Consider the following 15704-nt stretch of genomic DNA (forward strand, 5'->3'; position numbering starts at 1 on the left):
ATGCCCGCGACACCCGTCTACATCATATGCTCGCCCCGCCCGCAGGTCGGCAAGACCCTGCTGGCGCGGCTGCTCACCGAATTCCTGCTGCTCAAGAACGGTAACGTCGCGGCCTTTGACGTCAACCTGAAGGAGCCGTCGCTGCTCGATTACTTGCCTGCTGTCACCGAGACCGCGGACGTGATCGACACCTACGGCAAGATGCAGCTGATGGACCGCGTCATCATCGATGACGGCCTTGCCAAGGTGATCGACCTCGGCTTCCACGCCTTCGACGAGTTCTTCAAGATGACCGAGGAGATCGGCCTGCTCAAGGAGGCGGCCCGCCGCCACGTCGCGCCTCAGATCCTGTTCGTCGCCGATACCGACCGCACCTCGGCGCGGGGCCATGAGATGCTGCGCGGGCAAATCCCGCGCGTGAACCTGATCACGGTGGACAACGAATATATCGTGCGCGGCGAGCTGCCGCCCGCGATGGCCGGCGGCCGCCTGTTCCGCCTGCCGGCCCTGCCGGGCTTCCTCAAGACCTATATCGACCGGCTGAACTTCTCCTTCACCGGCTATTTGCGCCAGGAAAAGGACGCCTCGACCGAGCTGCACCAGTGGACCCGGCGGAACTACATTGCGTTCCGCGAACTCGAACTCAGCTTGATCCTGCAGCGGTCGTAGCCTGGAATTACCAGGGCTTGCTCAATGCCCCTCGAACGTCATCAGCGTGCGCACCGGCACGTCCATGGCGCGCAGCTTGGCAGCGCCGCCGAGCTCGGGCAGGTCGATGATGAAGCAGGCCGCGACGACATTGGCGCCGATCTGGCGCAACAGCTTCACCGCGCCTTCCGCGGTGCCGCCGGTGGCAATGAGGTCGTCGACCAGGATCACGCGCTCGCCGGGCTGGATGGCGTCGACATGCATTTCCATCTCGTCGATGCCATATTCGAGGGAGTAAGCGATGCGCACGGTGGTGTGCGGCAGCTTGCCCTTTTTCCGGATCGGCACAAATCCCGCCGAGAGCTGATGCGCCACCGCGCCGCCGATGATGAAGCCGCGCGCCTCCATGCCGGCAACCTTGTCGATCTTGTTGCCGGCCCAGGGATTAACTAGCTCATCGACCGCGCGGCGGAACGCGCGCGCGTCCGCGAGCAGCGTGGTGATGTCGCGGAACATGATCCCTGGCTTCGGATAGTCCGGGATGGTGCGAACGCTCGCCTTCAGATCGTGGTCAAAGGTCATCGATGTCTCATCTCAGTTGTCATCCGGGGCGCGCAAAGCGCGAACCCGGAATCTCGAGATTCCGGGTTCGGCTCTTCGAGCCGCCCCGGAATGACGAAATATGAAATATCCTGCGCTCAATTTGCTCCCGCATCCAGCCGGAACGCATTCTCGACAATTCGCAAACCCACCTCGCCACCGAGCGACATCAGCGATTCCGGGTGGAATTGCACGCCGGCGACCGGCAGGGTCTTATGCTCGAGCGCCATGGCGACGCCGTCCTCGGTGCTGGCGGTCACGCTCAGAACTTCGGGCATGCTGTCGCGCTCGACAAATAACGAATGATACCGGCCAATGACGATCTCGTTCGGCAGATTGCGCATCAGTCGCCCGCCGCGCACCTGCACCCGCGAGGGCCGGCCGTGGGCGGGATGGGTGAGCTGCCCGAGCTCGCCGCCAAAATATTCGCCGATCGCCTGCACGCCGAGGCAGACGCCGAACACCGGCAGCTTCTTCTCCAGCGCCGCATCGATGGTTTTCTTGATTGCGAAATCCTCCGGCCTGCCGGGGCCCGGCGACAGCACCAGCAAGTCCCACCTCTTCTGCTTGAGCATGTCGAGCGCATGCACATAGCGGACCACGGTGACGCTGGCGCCGACCTGGCGAAAATAGTCGGCGAGCATGTGCACGAAGCTGTCGTCGTGATCGATCAACAGCACCTGCTTGCCCGAGCCGGTCGCATCGGGCGCGAAGGTCGAGAGCGGTTTTGGCGGATCGCCGCGCAGCGCCTGGAACAGCGCGGCGGCCTTGACCTGGCACTCGCGGTCTTCGGCGGCGGGATCGGAATCGAACAGGCAGGTCGCGCCGACGCGCACCTCGGCGAGGCCATCCTTCATGCGGATGGTGCGGATGGTGAGGCCGGTGTTGATGCTGCCGTCGAAATTCACCGCGCCGATCGCGCCGGCGTACCAGCGCCGAGGCGAGCGTTCGTGATCTTCTACGAACTGCATCGCCCAGAGCTTTGGGGCGCCGGTCACGGTCACTGCCCAGGCGTGGGTGAGAAAGGCATCGAGAGCGTCGAAGCCGGGACGCAGCATGCCCTCCACGTGGTCGACGGTGTGGAACAGCTTTGAGTAGGTCTCGATCTGCCGCCGCGCCAGCACCTTGATCGTGCCGGGCACGCAGACGCGCGCCTTGTCGTTGCGGTCGACGTCGGTGCACATGTTGAGCTCGAACTCGTCCTTCTCCGAGTTCAGGAGCTGGCGGATCTGCTCGGCGTCGCCGATCGCATCGAGGCCGCGCGCGATCGTGCCTGATATCGGGCAGGTCTCGACGCGGCGTCCGTCCGAGCGCACGAACATCTCCGGCGAGGCCGATACCAGGAATTCGCCCTCGCCGAGATTCATCAGCGCGCCGTAAGGCGACGGGTTGATGACGCAGAGGCGCTGGAACACTTCGGCCGGCGAGCGGTCGCAGGGCTCGGCGAAGAGCTGCCCCGGCACCGCCTCGAACAGATCGCCACGGGCGAAGGCTGCGCGCGCCGTCTCGACCGTGGCCTGATATTCGCCGGGGGCGTGATCGGCAAATCCTTGCCGCGGCGTCTTCAGATACGGGCTGTCGGCGGTCTCGCGCGGCAGGCCTTCGGTGGACTTGCCGTTCCAGGCGAAATCGTAAGTGAGCACCACGCCTCGGCCGGTGGCGCGGTCATAGGCCAGCAGGCGATCGGGCACGTAGAGCACGATGTCGCGCTGGTCGCTTTCGCGCGGCCGCTTCTGCACGAGGTCCTCGATCTGGAACACGAGGTCGTAGGCGAAGGCGCCGAACAGGCCGAGCAGGCCGTCGTCATTGGCGGAGAACGCGGCGACGAGATCGCGCACCAGCGACATCACGCTGGCGCGCCGGGTGCGTTGGTCCTCCTCGACCGGGGCGTCGCCACGGATGATGTGGCCGGCAAGGCGCGTCGCCGTCTTCTCCGAGATCACCACGCAGGGCTCGCGCAGGACCTCAGTGAGGAAAGCGATCAGCACCTGCCCGCGCACGTTCAGCGCTTCCAGCTTGAAATTGACGCCTGTGGTCTCGAGCTTGAGCGGCGGGTCGGAGAAGCCGAGATCGAAGCTCTCGTAGCGGCCGGGCACGGTCGTGCCCGAGGACAGCACCACGCCGCGACGGCGGTCGAGCAGGTTGATGAGATCATCGAGCCGGTTGGCTCCGCCGGTAAATTGCTCCGCCACGCGCGTGATCGCAAGACCTGCACGGGTCACGTAGTCACTTCTGGCCGGGAGGGCAAAGACTGTCCTGTTCATGTGGTCCTCTTACGAAACTTGCCGAGGGAACGCCACACAGGACAAACGATCAGGCCGCCGCACTGCGTGGGCGACCTCAGACGATTTGGGAAAGGAAAATCGCACCGGCCACCTCGTTAGGAGGTGCGCCACCAGAGACGGGCTGCGCGGACGGCGATGCTCATGGGCGGATACTCACCATGGCGCGGGGGCGGCGTCAAGGGCGGTCACGTGGTGGCCGCCTGATGGTCAGCGCTGTGGGATACGGGGCGCTCCGACTTCGACCTCCGCCGTCATCCTGCCGAAGGGCCGGGATCGATAGCCACATGAATTGGTTTGACGAAGACTAGTGGTTACAAGCTCGCGCCATAACTCCTCCTGGGGTTATGCGTCCCGGCCTTCGCCGCGACATCGAAAATGTGGCGCGACTGATGGCGCTCCACCTATCCCAGATGCTTTCGGAAAAACTCCGTCGCCCTGCCCCAGGCGAGCTCGGCGGCTTCGCGGTCGTGCACGGCCTGGCGCTGCTCGTTGACGAAGGCGTGCTCGGCGTCATAGCGGAACAGCTCCAGCGACTTGCCGGCGGCCTTCATGGCCTTCTCGAATCCATTGACCAGCTCCGGCGTGCACCAATCGTCCTTCTTGGCGAAGTGGGCCTGGAGCGGGATCTTGACATCGGCGGGCTTGGCCGCCTGCTCCGGCGGGATGCCGTAGAACACGACGCCGGCCGCGAGCTCCGGGATCTTGGTCGCGCCGATGATGGTGACGGCGCCGCCGAGGCAGAAGCCTGTTAGCCCGACCTTGGCGCCGTTGCGCGACAGATATTGCGCGGCGCCGCGCACCGTCTGCGTGGTGGCATCCATGAAGTCGAGCGAGTTCATCTCGTTGTTGGCGCTCTCGGTGTCGTGATAGGGCACCACCTTGCCCTTGTAGAGATCAGGTGCCAGCGCATCGAAGCCGGCGAGCGCGAAGCGGTCGCACAGGCCCTTGATCTGGTCCGACAGGCCCCACCATTCCTGGATCACGACCACGCCCGGCGCGTTGCCGCGCGCGGCATTGGCGAGATAGCCCGAGGCGTCCTTGCCGTCCGGGCGCTTGAAGGTGATGGTGGTTCCCATGGTGTCCTCCGACGCGTTTTCTGAGGGAGCAATTGGCGGTATTTTGGCTGCTGAGAGCGCGCGGCGCAATCCACACTCACGTCATTCCGGGGCGCGCGTAGCGCGAGCCCTTGACCATCCAAAAAAAGCCCCCTCGCGGGGGGCTTCTTCACTCGTCTCGTCTCGTCTCGCGCCGCTCAGTGCGAGTCGGCCCAGACCTTCTTCTTGGTGAAGTACATCAGGATCGCGAAGATGATCAGGAACACGAACACCTGGAAACCGAGGCGCTTGCGCGCTTCCATGTGCGGCTCGGCGGTCCACATCAGGAACGTGGTGACGTCCTTGGCATATTGCGCGACCGTGGTCGGCGAGCCGTCATCAAAGGTCACCTGGCCGTCGCTGAGCGGCTTCGGCATCTTGATGGCGTGGCCCGGGAAGTACTTGTTGTAGTACGAGCCCTCCGGGATGGTGACGCCCTCGGGGGCCTTGTCCTCGAAGCCCTGGAGCACGGCCGCGACGTAGTCCGGACCCTGCTCCTGGTACTGGGTGAAGAAGTCGACGATGAACCAGGGGAAGCCGCGCTTGTAAGAACGCGCCTTGGTGATCAGGGACAGGTCCGGGGGCGCCGCACCGCCATTCGCGGCACGCGCCGCCTGCTCGTTCGGGAATGGCGAGGGGAAATAGTCCGCCGGCCGGCCCGCACGCTCGAACATGTCACCAGCATCGTTCGGGCCGTCCTTGACCTTGTACTCGGAGGCAAACGCCGAGGCCTGCGCCACCGAATAGCCGGGCCCGCCGGGCTCGGCGAGGTTGCGGAAGGCGACGTAGGACAGGCCGTGGCAGCTGGCGCAGACCTCCTTATAGACCTTCAGGCCGCGCTGGAGCGCGCCGCGGTCAAACTTACCGAAGGGGCCCGAGAACGACCATTTGATTGACGGCGGCTGGTCGCCACCCTCGGACGCCTTCGCGCTGTCGATCGAGCCCGCGAACAATGAACCGGCGAGCGCCAGCATTATCGCGGTCGACACCATCGGGGTCGACCTGCTCCCGGTTTTGGCCAACACCGCATCCGAGATCGAATTCGGTACCGGTCGCGGCTTTTCGATGCGCGCGAGCAGCGGCAGCACGATCAGGAAGTAGGCGAAGTAGCAGACCGTCAGGACCCGGCCGGCAACGACGTAAATGCCCTCCGGCGGCTGCGCGCCGAGATAGCCGAGCAGGATACAGACCGCGACGAAGATCCAGAAGAACTGCTTGGCCAGCGGACGGTACTTCGATGACTTCGTCCTGGCGCTATCGAGCCAGGGCAGGAAGCACAGGATGATGATCGCCCCGAACATCGCGATGACCCCCGCGAGCTTGTTCGGTATCGAGCGCAGGATCGCGTAGAACGGCAGGTAATACCATTCCGGCACGATGTGCGGCGGCGTCACGCCCGGGTTCGCCGGGATGTAGTTGTCGGCGTCGCCGAGATAGTTCGGCATGTAGAAGATGAACCAGGCGTAGAGCAGCATGAAGCAGGTGACGCCGAACATGTCCTTGATGGTCGCGTGCGGCGTGAACGGCACCGTGTCCTTTTCCGTCTTCGGCTCGACGCCGTCGGGGTTGTTCTGTCCGGCGACGTGCAGCGCCCAGACGTGGAGCACGACGACGCCCGCGATCAGGAACGGCAGCAGATAGTGCAGCGAGAAGAAGCGGTTCAGCGTCGGGTTGCCGACCGAATAGCCGCCCCATAACAGCGTCACGATGCTCTCGCCGACATAGGGAATGGCGGAGAACAGATTGGTAATGACGGTGGCGCCCCAGAAGCTCATCTGGCCCCAAGGCAGCACGTAGCCCATGAAGCCCGTGGCCATCATCAGCAGGTAGATGATGACGCCGAGGATCCACAGCACCTCGCGCGGCTCCTTGTACGACCCGTAGTAAAGGCCGCGGAACATGTGGACGTAGACGGCGACAAAGAACATCGAGGCGCCGACCGCGTGCATGTTGCGCAACAGCCAGCCGTAATTGACGTCACGGACGATCAGCTCGACCGACTTGAAGGCGAGATCGGCATGCGGCGTGTAGTGCATCGCCAGGATCACACCGGTGAGGATTTGCATCCCCAGCATGAAGGAGAGGATGGCGCCGAAGGTCCACCAATAGTTCAGGTTGCGCGGGGTGGGATAGGCGACGAAGGAGGAATGGATGAGACCAAAGATCGGCAGACGCCGCTCGATCCATTGCAGGGCCGGATTGCTCGGCTGGTAGTCGGATGGTCCGCTCATGATGCGATCCTGAGGAAATAGTACGACGAGACGGCACGAAGCTTCGGACGTCGGTCCGAGGCTCAGCCGATCTGGATTTTGGTGTCGGAAACGAACTGGTACGGCGGCACCGGCAGGTTCGCGGGCGCGGGCCCCTGGCGGATGCGGCCGGACGAATCGTACTGCGACCCATGGCAGGGGCAGAAGAAGCCGTCGTAGTTGCCTTCATGAGCGATCGGGATACAGCCGAGATGGGTGCAGATGCCGATAACGACCAGCCACTGCTCATGGCCGGACTTAACCCGGGCCTCGTCGCTCTGCGGATCGGGCAGGCTCGCCACGTTGACGGCGCGCGCTTCGTCGATCTGCTTTTTGGTACGGTGGCTGATGTAGATCGGTTTGCCGCGCCAGAACACCTTGATGTCCTGGCCTTCGGCGATCGGGCTGAGATCGACCTCGATCGGCGCACCGGCGGCGATGGTCGAGGCATCCGGATTCATTTGCGAGATGAAGGGCCAGAGCGCGGCCGCGCCCCCTACTGCTGCGGCGGCCCCCGTTGCAACGAATAAGAAATCACGGCGTGTCGGATGGTCCGCCGAAGACGCTGTCGTCACGATTCCAACCCTTTCTTCTTATGCGGCCGGTCGAACCGCTCCGGGGGGCGCCCATGAGGTCCCCGGAAAGGCTGCCGGCGCCCGCGGCCCCCCGCGGCGGCAGAACTTTGCTCGCACCTAAACAGGTGAAACAGCAGTCCAGAATCGTTCTATTGGCACCCTTGCCGGGCGAGCGCAAGCCCGCTATCGGCGCGGGAGCGTGCAATGCACGAATTCCCGGGCGAGCGATGTTTTATTGAGACATTTCCGGCCGCAACCAGCCCCGCACAGCCCATGCAGATAGCTCTTTTCCAGCCCGACATTCCCCAGAACACCGGCACGATCCTCAGGCTCTGCGCCTGTCTGGACGTGGCCGCCCATATCATCGAGCCGGCTGGGTTCCCCGTTTCGGATCGCACGTTCCGCCGGGCGGGAATGGACTACCTCGACCATGTCAGGATCGTCAGGCACGATTCCTGGGCGAGGTTCGAGGAATGGCGGGCGGCACAAGGCTGCCGCCTGCTGCTGTTCACCACCAAAGGTGCCACCGACTACCGCGATTTTCGTTACCAGACGTCGGACATCCTGCTATTCGGGCGCGAGAGCGCCGGCGTCACCGACGCGGTGCTCGAGGCCGCGGATGCGCGGCTGGTGATTCCGATCAAGGCCGGCCTGCGGTCGCTCAATGTGGCCATGAGTGCGGCGATGGCCGCCGGCGAGGCGCTGCGCCAGCTCCGGACCCCTGAAGGCCGAAACGATTGAGGAGAGAGACTTGAATTACGCGGTCAAGGAAATCTTCCTGACCCTGCAAGGCGAAGGCGCCCATGCCGGGCGCGCCTCCGTGTTCTGCCGCTTTGCCGGCTGCAACCTCTGGAGCGGCCGCGAGGCGGACCGCAACGAGGCGACCTGCAAATTTTGCGACACGGATTTCGTCGGCACCGACGGCACGCTCGGCGGCCGCTATGGCTCGGCCGCGGAACTCGCCGACACCATCGCCGCGCAATGGATCGCATCGGCCGACAACCGCTACGTGGTGCTGACCGGCGGCGAGCCGCTGCTCCAGGTGGATGCCGCGCTGGTCGACGCGCTGCACGCCCGCGGCTTCGAGATCGGCGTCGAGACCAACGGCACGATTGCAGCCCCCGAGGGGCTCGACTGGATCTGCGTCAGCCCCAAGGGCGGCAGCGAGCTCGTTTTGCGGCGCGGTCATGAGCTGAAGCTGGTCTATCCGCAGGTGCTCGCCCCGCCCGAGACCTTCGAGGGCCTCGCCTTCGAGCGCTTCTCGCTCCAGCCGATGGACGGACCCGAGGTCGCCGAGAACACCGCGCGCGCGATCGACTATTGCCTGCGCCATCCGCAATGGCGGCTCAGCGTGCAGACGCATAAGTCGCTCGGCATCAGATAGGTTTGGTAGACGGACAGATGCAAAGCTCACCCGCGTCAGCGACCACCGCGACAATTGCAACGAGAGCTGCAGCTGTTGGGGTCCGAAAAGGGCTGACGAAATGACCGCGATAATGGATCTGGCCCTGATCGAAGACCGCAAGGCCCGCGCTCGCGCCTGGTTCGAAGCCTTGCGCGACGACATCTGCGCGAAGTTCGAACAGCTGGAAGACGAGGTCCCGCCAAGCCTCTATCCCGGCGAAGCCGGCCGCTTCAAGCGCACCCCCTGGCAGCGCACCGATCATTCCGGCGCGGCCGGAGGTGGCGGCGTGATGTCGATGATGCATGGCCGTCTGTTCGAGAAGGTCGGCGTGCATTGCTCGACGGTGCATGGCGAATTCGCCCCTGAATTTCGTGCTCAAATTCCCGGCGCCGCGGAGGATCCAAAATTCTGGGCCTCCGGCATCTCGCTGATCGCGCATCTGCGCAATCCGCACGTGCCCGCCGTGCACATGAACACGCGCTTCGTCGTCACCACCAAAGCCTGGTTTGGCGGCGGTGCGGATCTGACGCCGGTGCTGGAGCGCCGGCGCACGCAGGACGATGCCGACAGCATCGCCTTTCACGCCGCGATGAGACAGGCCTGCAACCAGCACAGCAGCGTCGCCGATTACGACAAGTACAAGAAGTGGTGCGACGAATATTTCTACCTGCCCCACCGGAAGGAGGCTCGCGGCATCGGCGGCATCTTCTACGACTGGCACGACAGCGGCGACTGGGACGCCGACCTCGCCTTCACCCAGGAAGTCGGCCGCGCCTTCCTGAAGATATATCCCGAACTGATCCGGCGCAATTTCGCGACAGCCTGGACCGCTGCGGATCGCGAGGAGCAATTGATCCGGCGCGGTCGCTATGTCGAGTTCAACCTGCTCTACGACCGCGGCACCATTTTCGGGCTCAAGACCGGCGGCAACGTGGATTCGATCCTGTCGTCGCTGCCGCCGGAAGTGAAGTGGCCATGAACCTTGCAATGCCGCCGCTCCCTCGCGCCATGCTGATCGACATGGACGACACCATCCTGTCGGCCTATGGCCGGCCTGAGATCGCCTGGAATACGATCACGGCCGAGTTCGCCGAAGAACTCGCGCCGCTGCCGCCGCCGCTGGTGGCGACCGCGGTGCTGGCGTTCGCGCGAAACTTCTGGGCCAACGCGGAAGCCGCATGGCGGCTGAAGCTTGCCGAGGCCCGCCACCTCACTGTCAAGGGCGGCTTTGCCGCGCTCGCGGCCGCCGGCCATCGCGCCCTGCCCGACGACCTCGCCATTCGCCTCGCCGACCGTTTCACCGCCTATCGCGAGGAGGAGATGTTCGTCTTTCCCGGTGCGCATGAGGCGATCGACCGGTTGAAGGCGCTCGGCATCAAGCTCGCGCTGGTGACCAACGGCGCTGCCGACACCCAGCGCGCAAAGGTCGAGCGCTTCGAACTCGCGCACCGCTTCCACCACATCCAGATCGAGGGCGAGCACGGCTTCGGCAAGCCCGAGGAGCGCGCCTATCTGCATGCGATGGAGGCGCTCGGCGTCACCGCAAAGGACACCTGGATGATCGGCGACAATCTGGAATGGGAAGTCGTGACGCCGCAGCGCCTCGGCATCTATTCGATCTGGATCGACGTGCATGGCGACGGCCTGCCCGAAGGCTCGATCGTCAAGCCCGACCGCATCATCCGTTCGCTGACCGAGCTCCTGCCGGAGTAAACCAAAGGCGGCGAAAACAAAAATATCGAAAAACAACCCCATGCACAGTAGAGCGCTGCTGCGAATTCAAGGACTTACGGCAAACGCAAATTCTGTTTTCGATTTTTACGAAATCGCGTTGACGCGCCGGGCAAAACAGGGGCATGATGGCATCGTCGCGGTCTTTGCGATGAAAGGCCCCCTTGCCAGCGCCCCCGGCTGTCCCTGCACGGGCACGCGCGGTCTCATCCGCCGTTTTCCGGATGTCATGACAAATTGCTAGCCTCGCGTCCGGGTCGATAAACTCGAAAGGACAATCCATGGAATTGAAAGCCGGCGATGTCGTGATGCTGAAATCCGGCGGCCAGCCACTAACGGTTGCGGAGGTGAAGGAGAACGACGTGCTCTGCCTCTGGATGGGCATGGAAGGCGATCTGTTCCGCGAGACGCTGCCGCTGGCCACGCTCGTGCAGGTGGAAGAGGAAGAGAACGACGAAGACGACGAGGATGAAGACGAGGATGAAGACGAGGACGACGAGGAATAAGCACACCGAAGAGCGCACGCTGGTCAGATGCGAGTGCTTGCGCGTGCTCGATGTTTAGATTTTCTATCGCTCGACCCATCGAAAGTCGGCGACGCCGAGTCTCACCTTAGGAAATCCATTGAAGTGGCGCGTGGTCAAAGCGCCAAATCCTTGGAGTTGCGCGCCGCCACAAGCCTTGCAGAACTCTGGCGGAGGCAAGGAAGGATTGATGAGGCGCGCACGCTGCTAGAACCGATCTGCGATTGGTTTGACGAAGGAACCGACACGGCCGACCTCAAGCGTGCGCGCGATTGTCGGTGTGCACTGCATTGATCCCACAGCTCGCAGCGCGTTGCCTTGGTCGAGTGCATCGGCTCTATGCTCGCCGGATCGCGATTGCGCCTCCGCCTGGCCCAGCAAATGCATCGCCCTGGATTCGCAACAAGGATGCCCGTGCCGCTCGCGTCAAATCTCCGACATCTGTAGGGATCAAACGGAAAGCGACAGCCAACAGGACCTTTTTCCGCCTACCCACTATGAGCGGACATGATCGCTGGTCCGCCAGGTTGGCTCGGACCAAGGGCCGCCCTCGCCAAATCCAATTTGTCCATTCCCGGATTCGGGAGCATGCCCGAGACGTATCAGCATCGATGTTCTGGTGTTAGATTTCCTGCCCTACCGAATAGGAGGACGACATGCCCGATAGCGTCTACAAGGTCATTGAACTCGTGGGTACCAGCACCGACTCCTGGGAGAAGGCGGCCGCCAATGCGGTCGAGCAAGCTGCAAAATCTCTCCGAGATCTTCGCATTGCAGAAGTCGTCAAGCTCGATATGCAACTGGATGACAAAGGAAAAGTCGAGGCCTATCGCGCCAAGCTCAACGTATCATTCAAGTTCGAGGGCTCCTGAGCCTCAGCACCTCGCCCCCCACTCGCGGGGCGAGGATGGCTCATTGAAAAAGGCGCGTCTCCCAGTCCGCCCAGCCGGAGCCTGTGGAAAGTCACCACCGGCGAGGTCTTGGTGAACATCGAGTCTAATGGGCCTTCAGGCATAAAGTAGCGGCAAACATGACCAGTTCCGTGGCAGGTGCCGCCCCTGCTCTCGCCATCGACCTGGTGTCACCCTTGGGCAACGATCGCGCCCTAAACATGCGCGTGCCGCCCGTCAGCAATATTCGACTGCGCGTGCTTTTCGAGGAGCAGCAACGACATGAAGCAACACACCTCCGAAGCATTTTCCACGATAGCGATCGGCTGGACACCGCTGATGCTTATGGGCATCGCGATGCCGCCCCGGGATCCCGACGATGAGGATGAGGAGGACGAAGACGACGATGAGGAAGATGACGCTGACGAACCGGCAGTCGTGCGCGAGCCGGACGATGACTAGACTAGCCTGCATCTGGCAGTCGGCGCTATAGTATCTCCCATGGGCTGGGATGCGAAAGACATAGCGCTGCTCAAAAGGCTCTGGTCCGCAGGACAGAGCGCGGCGCAGATTGCGCGCCGTCTCGGGTGCAGCCGTAACGCGGTCTGCGGCATGCTGACCCGTCTCAGCCTGAAGCGCGGCCGCAAGCCGCCCACGGCACGGCCCAAGATAAGGCCGCCCCCGAAGCTGAGGCCGGCATCGTCGGCAGCCTGCGCCCGTCCAGTCGCACAGAAGGTGTCGTCGAGTACAGCAAAGAGGCCGCAGCCCAAGGAACTCAGCAAGCAGCAGCTTTACGCCATTCTGGCTGAGGCGGTCAGAAACACCGGCTAAGAACTCACATGAAGGTCGTTGCGCTCCCGTCAGTGCCTGGCGCAGTTCGACGGGTTCGGCTGTCGTGTACCTTCCCAAGGCTCATGTGCTTCGGGTCAGAAATCTCGGTTTGAGATCACAACAGTAAGGTCGTATCTGGCTCCGGTAGTAGGCCTGCGCTGAGCTATCGACCTATTCAGCTGTGGACGCAGAAGCGGTCACGGCACAGCGGGGTATTCGGACAAGCCCGCTTTCCGAAGCCCCTCTCGCCAACGCACAGTCTACCGGCACGATTGTTTCAGGCCTGGTACGAACCAGGATCGTGCTTGGCGTTTCTCGGCTCACGGCGGAGAAGGGCCGGAAAACGGCATACGCATCGCACGCGCCGCCTGCCTCCTCGGAGCGGCCACGGCTAGGTTTTTACAGTCGATGTGAGCCATGGTTCGGTTGGTGATTGAGCTGCGACACGATGTTCTAAGGTAGGAACGCCCCCGTGGCGGCCGAGTTAAGACGGCAAAAGCACCTATCAAGGAGGCAAAGTCATGGCCCGCGCAACAGCTCATCCGGATCATCACTGCATCTCAAGCGAGGACATTGAAGGAACCAAGGTCTATGGAGCAGATGGGACGAATATCGGTGAGATTGATCACCTCATCATCGACAAGGTGTCAGGCCGAGTGGCTTATGCTGTCATGAGCTTCGGCGGATTTGTTGGCTTGGGTCACAGCCACTACCCCATTCCCTGGGGTGCTCTGACCTATGACACGTCGCTTGACGGTTTTCGAACCAACATCACCGAGCAACAGCTGAGGGACGCGCCTGAGTTCAGCGATGATTCCTGGCAGGATCGAGACTGGGAAACACGAACCCACCAGTATTATGGGACACCCACCTACTGGGAAGGACGAGCTGGCCTGTAACGCCAGGCGGCGCATCAGAAACATTCCAATCGTGAGTGCCGGCTGAATTGATCGGCGGGCCCTCACGGATGACGGCGGATTTGATCCCGCCGACGCAAGCTGGTGCGAGGCGGTGCTGTCCGCAAAGGAACTCAATCGAGGCCCCTCTTGCGGTGAGGCTTATCGATGAGGTTACGAGAGATCATCCAACAAAGTTCAGGCCGCTTCCAGTGTTCATTGGCGGCCCTGCGCCCAAAGAAGGACAGCCGCAGCATCGGCGAGCGGGCGTAATCGTCGAGGATGCTGCTCACTGGCTCAGTCGAGGCGAAACCACCGATAGCCATAGCCATCAAGCTCGATAAGAGTGGCGTCGGCGGTAAGGTTGGAATCGTAAATTCGGTTACCGAATATATCGGTCAGCTTCCGTCCCTTCGGAATATCCCTGATCTCCGTGCTGCAGCTCGTCTGTGATAAATTGTGCAGCACCAGCACGAATTTGCCTTGCCAAACGAAATGCTGGATCAAGACAGCGGGACAGTTGCTTTCGGGTACGGTGCATTCACCCCAGCCGATCTCCGGGCACGACTGGCGCATTTCGACCAGACGCCGCAACCAATTGAACAGCGAGTCCGGGTCGCGTTGCTGGGCAATCGCATTCACGTTGGCTGGTGCGTATTGGCCCCCGCGGATCACATGATGAAGCAAACGATCTCCCGGCCGCGTCGAGAATCCGGCGTTTTCGTCGTCTGTCCATTGCATGCACGTACGGACAGGCCATCGCTCAGGAAGCGTCAGATCGTCGCCCATTCCCAGTTCGTCGCCGTAGTAAATGACCGGTGTACCAGGAAGACTGAACAGCAGGCTGAATGCCAGCTCGATGCGGCGGCGATCGTTTCCGAACATGCAGGCGAGCCGCCGCCGAATTCCCCGTCCGTAAAGCTGCATTTTGCGGGTTGGAGCGAATGCAGCATAAACTTCGTCGCGCTCTTCAGAAGTTAAACGGCCGAGGTCCAGCTCATCATGATTGCGTAGAAATTGAGCCCAGTGTGCGAATTGCGGCAATCGGGGCAGCTGGCTCATGCAGCGCCGCAGCGGTTCGGCACTTTCCCGTGCAAGTGCAAGGAACAAGTGCTGGTTCAACAGGAACGCAAATAGCATGTGGATCCGCGATCCATCGCCAAAATAATGCTGAAGCTCCGTGGGAGCTACATTTGCTTCCGCCAGCAACACCGCATCACCTTTGCGCCAGGACAGGAAATTGCGGAGCTCGGCGAAAAACTCATACCGACGCTTCGCCGGACGATCTGGACGTATTTCCTCCACGACGAACGGTGCAGCGTCTATTCGGAATCCCGAAACACCGAGTTCAAGCCAGAAGCCGAAGATCCTGAAGATTTCTTCGCGGACGGCAGCGCAGGCTATGTTGAGGTCAGGTTGATGTTGGTAAAACCGGTGATAATACCACGAGCGCGCGCAGAGGTCGTAAGTCCAGACGCTGAGTTGAAACCCGGGAAATACGACGCCTTCTGTGCTATTTTCGGGTTCGCTGGTTGACCAGACGTAATATTCCCGAAACGGCGACGACGGGTCGGCGCGAGCCTGCTGAAACCATGGGTGTCTGTCCGAAGTGTGATTGATGGGAAGATCGACTATCAGCCGCAATCCGCGCAGTCGGGCCTGATGACTGAATTCGACGAAATCGCCCAACGTTCCGAGTGCCGGCGCGATGTTGTAGTAATCCGTGACATCGTAGCCGTGGTCTAGTCCGGGACTGGGATAAAATGGAAGCAACCACAGGCAATTTGCGCCGAGCTGAGCGATATGATCGAGCTGCTCGGTTAGTCCCTTGAAATCGCCGATCCCGTCTCCGTTGCCGTCCTTGTAGGTGGCTACGTTGAGGCTGTAGATCACGGCGTTTTTGTACCAGAGGTCGAGCAAGCGCCGACTTCCTTTGCTGGTGAGCGAGCGAACGGCTTGCAGGTAACCACCAGTGT

Annotated in this window: 16 protein-coding genes; 10 read left to right on the plus strand and 6 right to left on the minus strand. The window is 62.4% G+C overall.

Features of this window, described 5'->3' with window-relative positions:
* Positions 1-669 carry a hypothetical protein gene (locus IVB12_RS17955; RefSeq protein ID WP_247300898.1) on the plus strand — a complete coding sequence of 223 codons (669 nt, stop codon included), beginning with the start codon at positions 1-3 and terminating at the stop codon, positions 667-669.
* Between the two features lie 21 nt (positions 670-690).
* On the opposite strand, the gene IVB12_RS17960 is transcribed toward IVB12_RS17955, so the two are convergent.
* The 5 genes from IVB12_RS17960 to petA all read right to left on the minus strand — a co-directional run bounded on the left by IVB12_RS17960 (position 691) and on the right by petA (position 7451).
* On the minus strand, positions 691-1230 hold the full coding sequence (locus tag IVB12_RS17960) for an adenine phosphoribosyltransferase (protein WP_011085277.1): 540 nt from the start codon (positions 1228-1230) through the stop codon (positions 691-693).
* Positions 1231-1346: 116 nt separating this feature from the next.
* Complete coding sequence (locus IVB12_RS17965) at positions 1347-3512, minus strand: anthranilate synthase component I (protein ID WP_247300899.1); 2166 nt, start codon at positions 3510-3512, stop codon at positions 1347-1349.
* 422 nt (positions 3513-3934) lie between these two features.
* Positions 3935-4609: a dienelactone hydrolase family protein gene (locus tag IVB12_RS17970; protein ID WP_247300900.1), complete on the minus strand. Its 675-nt coding sequence runs from the start codon at positions 4607-4609 to the stop codon at positions 3935-3937.
* A gap of 176 nt (positions 4610-4785) precedes the next feature.
* On the minus strand, positions 4786-6858 hold the full coding sequence (fbcH, locus tag IVB12_RS17975; RefSeq protein ID WP_247300901.1) for a cytochrome b/c1: 2073 nt from the start codon (positions 6856-6858) through the stop codon (positions 4786-4788).
* Between the two features lie 62 nt (positions 6859-6920).
* A complete protein-coding gene (gene petA / locus IVB12_RS17980) occupies positions 6921-7451 on the minus strand; it encodes a ubiquinol-cytochrome c reductase iron-sulfur subunit (protein ID WP_011085272.1) in 531 nt (176 codons plus the stop codon).
* 273 nt (positions 7452-7724) lie between these two features.
* Here petA and IVB12_RS17985 point away from each other — a divergent pair, with 273 nt between their 5' ends.
* The 9 genes from IVB12_RS17985 (at position 7725) to IVB12_RS18025 (ending at position 13731) form a co-directional block, all read left to right on the plus strand.
* Positions 7725-8192, plus strand: coding sequence for a tRNA (cytidine(34)-2'-O)-methyltransferase (locus tag IVB12_RS17985; RefSeq protein ID WP_247300977.1), 468 nt, complete (start codon positions 7725-7727; stop codon positions 8190-8192).
* A gap of 10 nt (positions 8193-8202) precedes the next feature.
* Complete coding sequence (gene queE, locus IVB12_RS17990; protein ID WP_247300902.1) at positions 8203-8835, plus strand: 7-carboxy-7-deazaguanine synthase; 633 nt, start codon at positions 8203-8205, stop codon at positions 8833-8835.
* A gap of 112 nt (positions 8836-8947) precedes the next feature.
* On the plus strand, positions 8948-9835 hold the full coding sequence (gene hemF / locus IVB12_RS17995) for an oxygen-dependent coproporphyrinogen oxidase (RefSeq protein ID WP_247300978.1): 888 nt from the start codon (positions 8948-8950) through the stop codon (positions 9833-9835).
* A gap of 8 nt (positions 9836-9843) precedes the next feature.
* Positions 9844-10569, plus strand: coding sequence for an HAD family hydrolase (locus tag IVB12_RS18000; RefSeq protein ID WP_247300903.1), 726 nt, complete (start codon positions 9844-9846; stop codon positions 10567-10569).
* Positions 10570-10868: 299 nt separating this feature from the next.
* Positions 10869-11093 carry a DUF2158 domain-containing protein gene (locus IVB12_RS18005; protein ID WP_247300904.1) on the plus strand — a complete coding sequence of 75 codons (225 nt, stop codon included), beginning with the start codon at positions 10869-10871 and terminating at the stop codon, positions 11091-11093.
* A gap of 674 nt (positions 11094-11767) precedes the next feature.
* Entirely contained in the window at positions 11768-11983 is a 216-nt protein-coding gene (locus tag IVB12_RS18010) for a dodecin family protein (protein ID WP_027529685.1), read from the plus strand.
* A 300-nt stretch (positions 11984-12283) separates the two neighbouring features.
* Positions 12284-12463, plus strand: coding sequence for a hypothetical protein (locus tag IVB12_RS18015; protein WP_247300905.1), 180 nt, complete (start codon positions 12284-12286; stop codon positions 12461-12463).
* A 39-nt stretch (positions 12464-12502) separates the two neighbouring features.
* Positions 12503-12832 carry a GcrA family cell cycle regulator gene (locus tag IVB12_RS18020; protein ID WP_247300906.1) on the plus strand — a complete coding sequence of 110 codons (330 nt, stop codon included), beginning with the start codon at positions 12503-12505 and terminating at the stop codon, positions 12830-12832.
* A gap of 521 nt (positions 12833-13353) precedes the next feature.
* Entirely contained in the window at positions 13354-13731 is a 378-nt protein-coding gene (locus IVB12_RS18025) for a PRC-barrel domain-containing protein (RefSeq protein WP_247300907.1), read from the plus strand.
* A gap of 294 nt (positions 13732-14025) precedes the next feature.
* On the opposite strand, the gene IVB12_RS18030 is transcribed toward IVB12_RS18025, so the two are convergent.
* Positions 14026-15648 (minus strand): alpha-amylase family protein, encoded by a 1623-nt coding sequence (locus tag IVB12_RS18030; protein ID WP_247300908.1) that lies wholly within the window; start codon positions 15646-15648, stop codon positions 14026-14028.
* Positions 15649-15704 lie beyond the last annotated feature (56 nt).

The organism is Bradyrhizobium sp. 179 (assembly GCF_023073535.1).
Classification (GTDB): Bacteria; Pseudomonadota; Alphaproteobacteria; order Rhizobiales; family Xanthobacteraceae; genus Bradyrhizobium.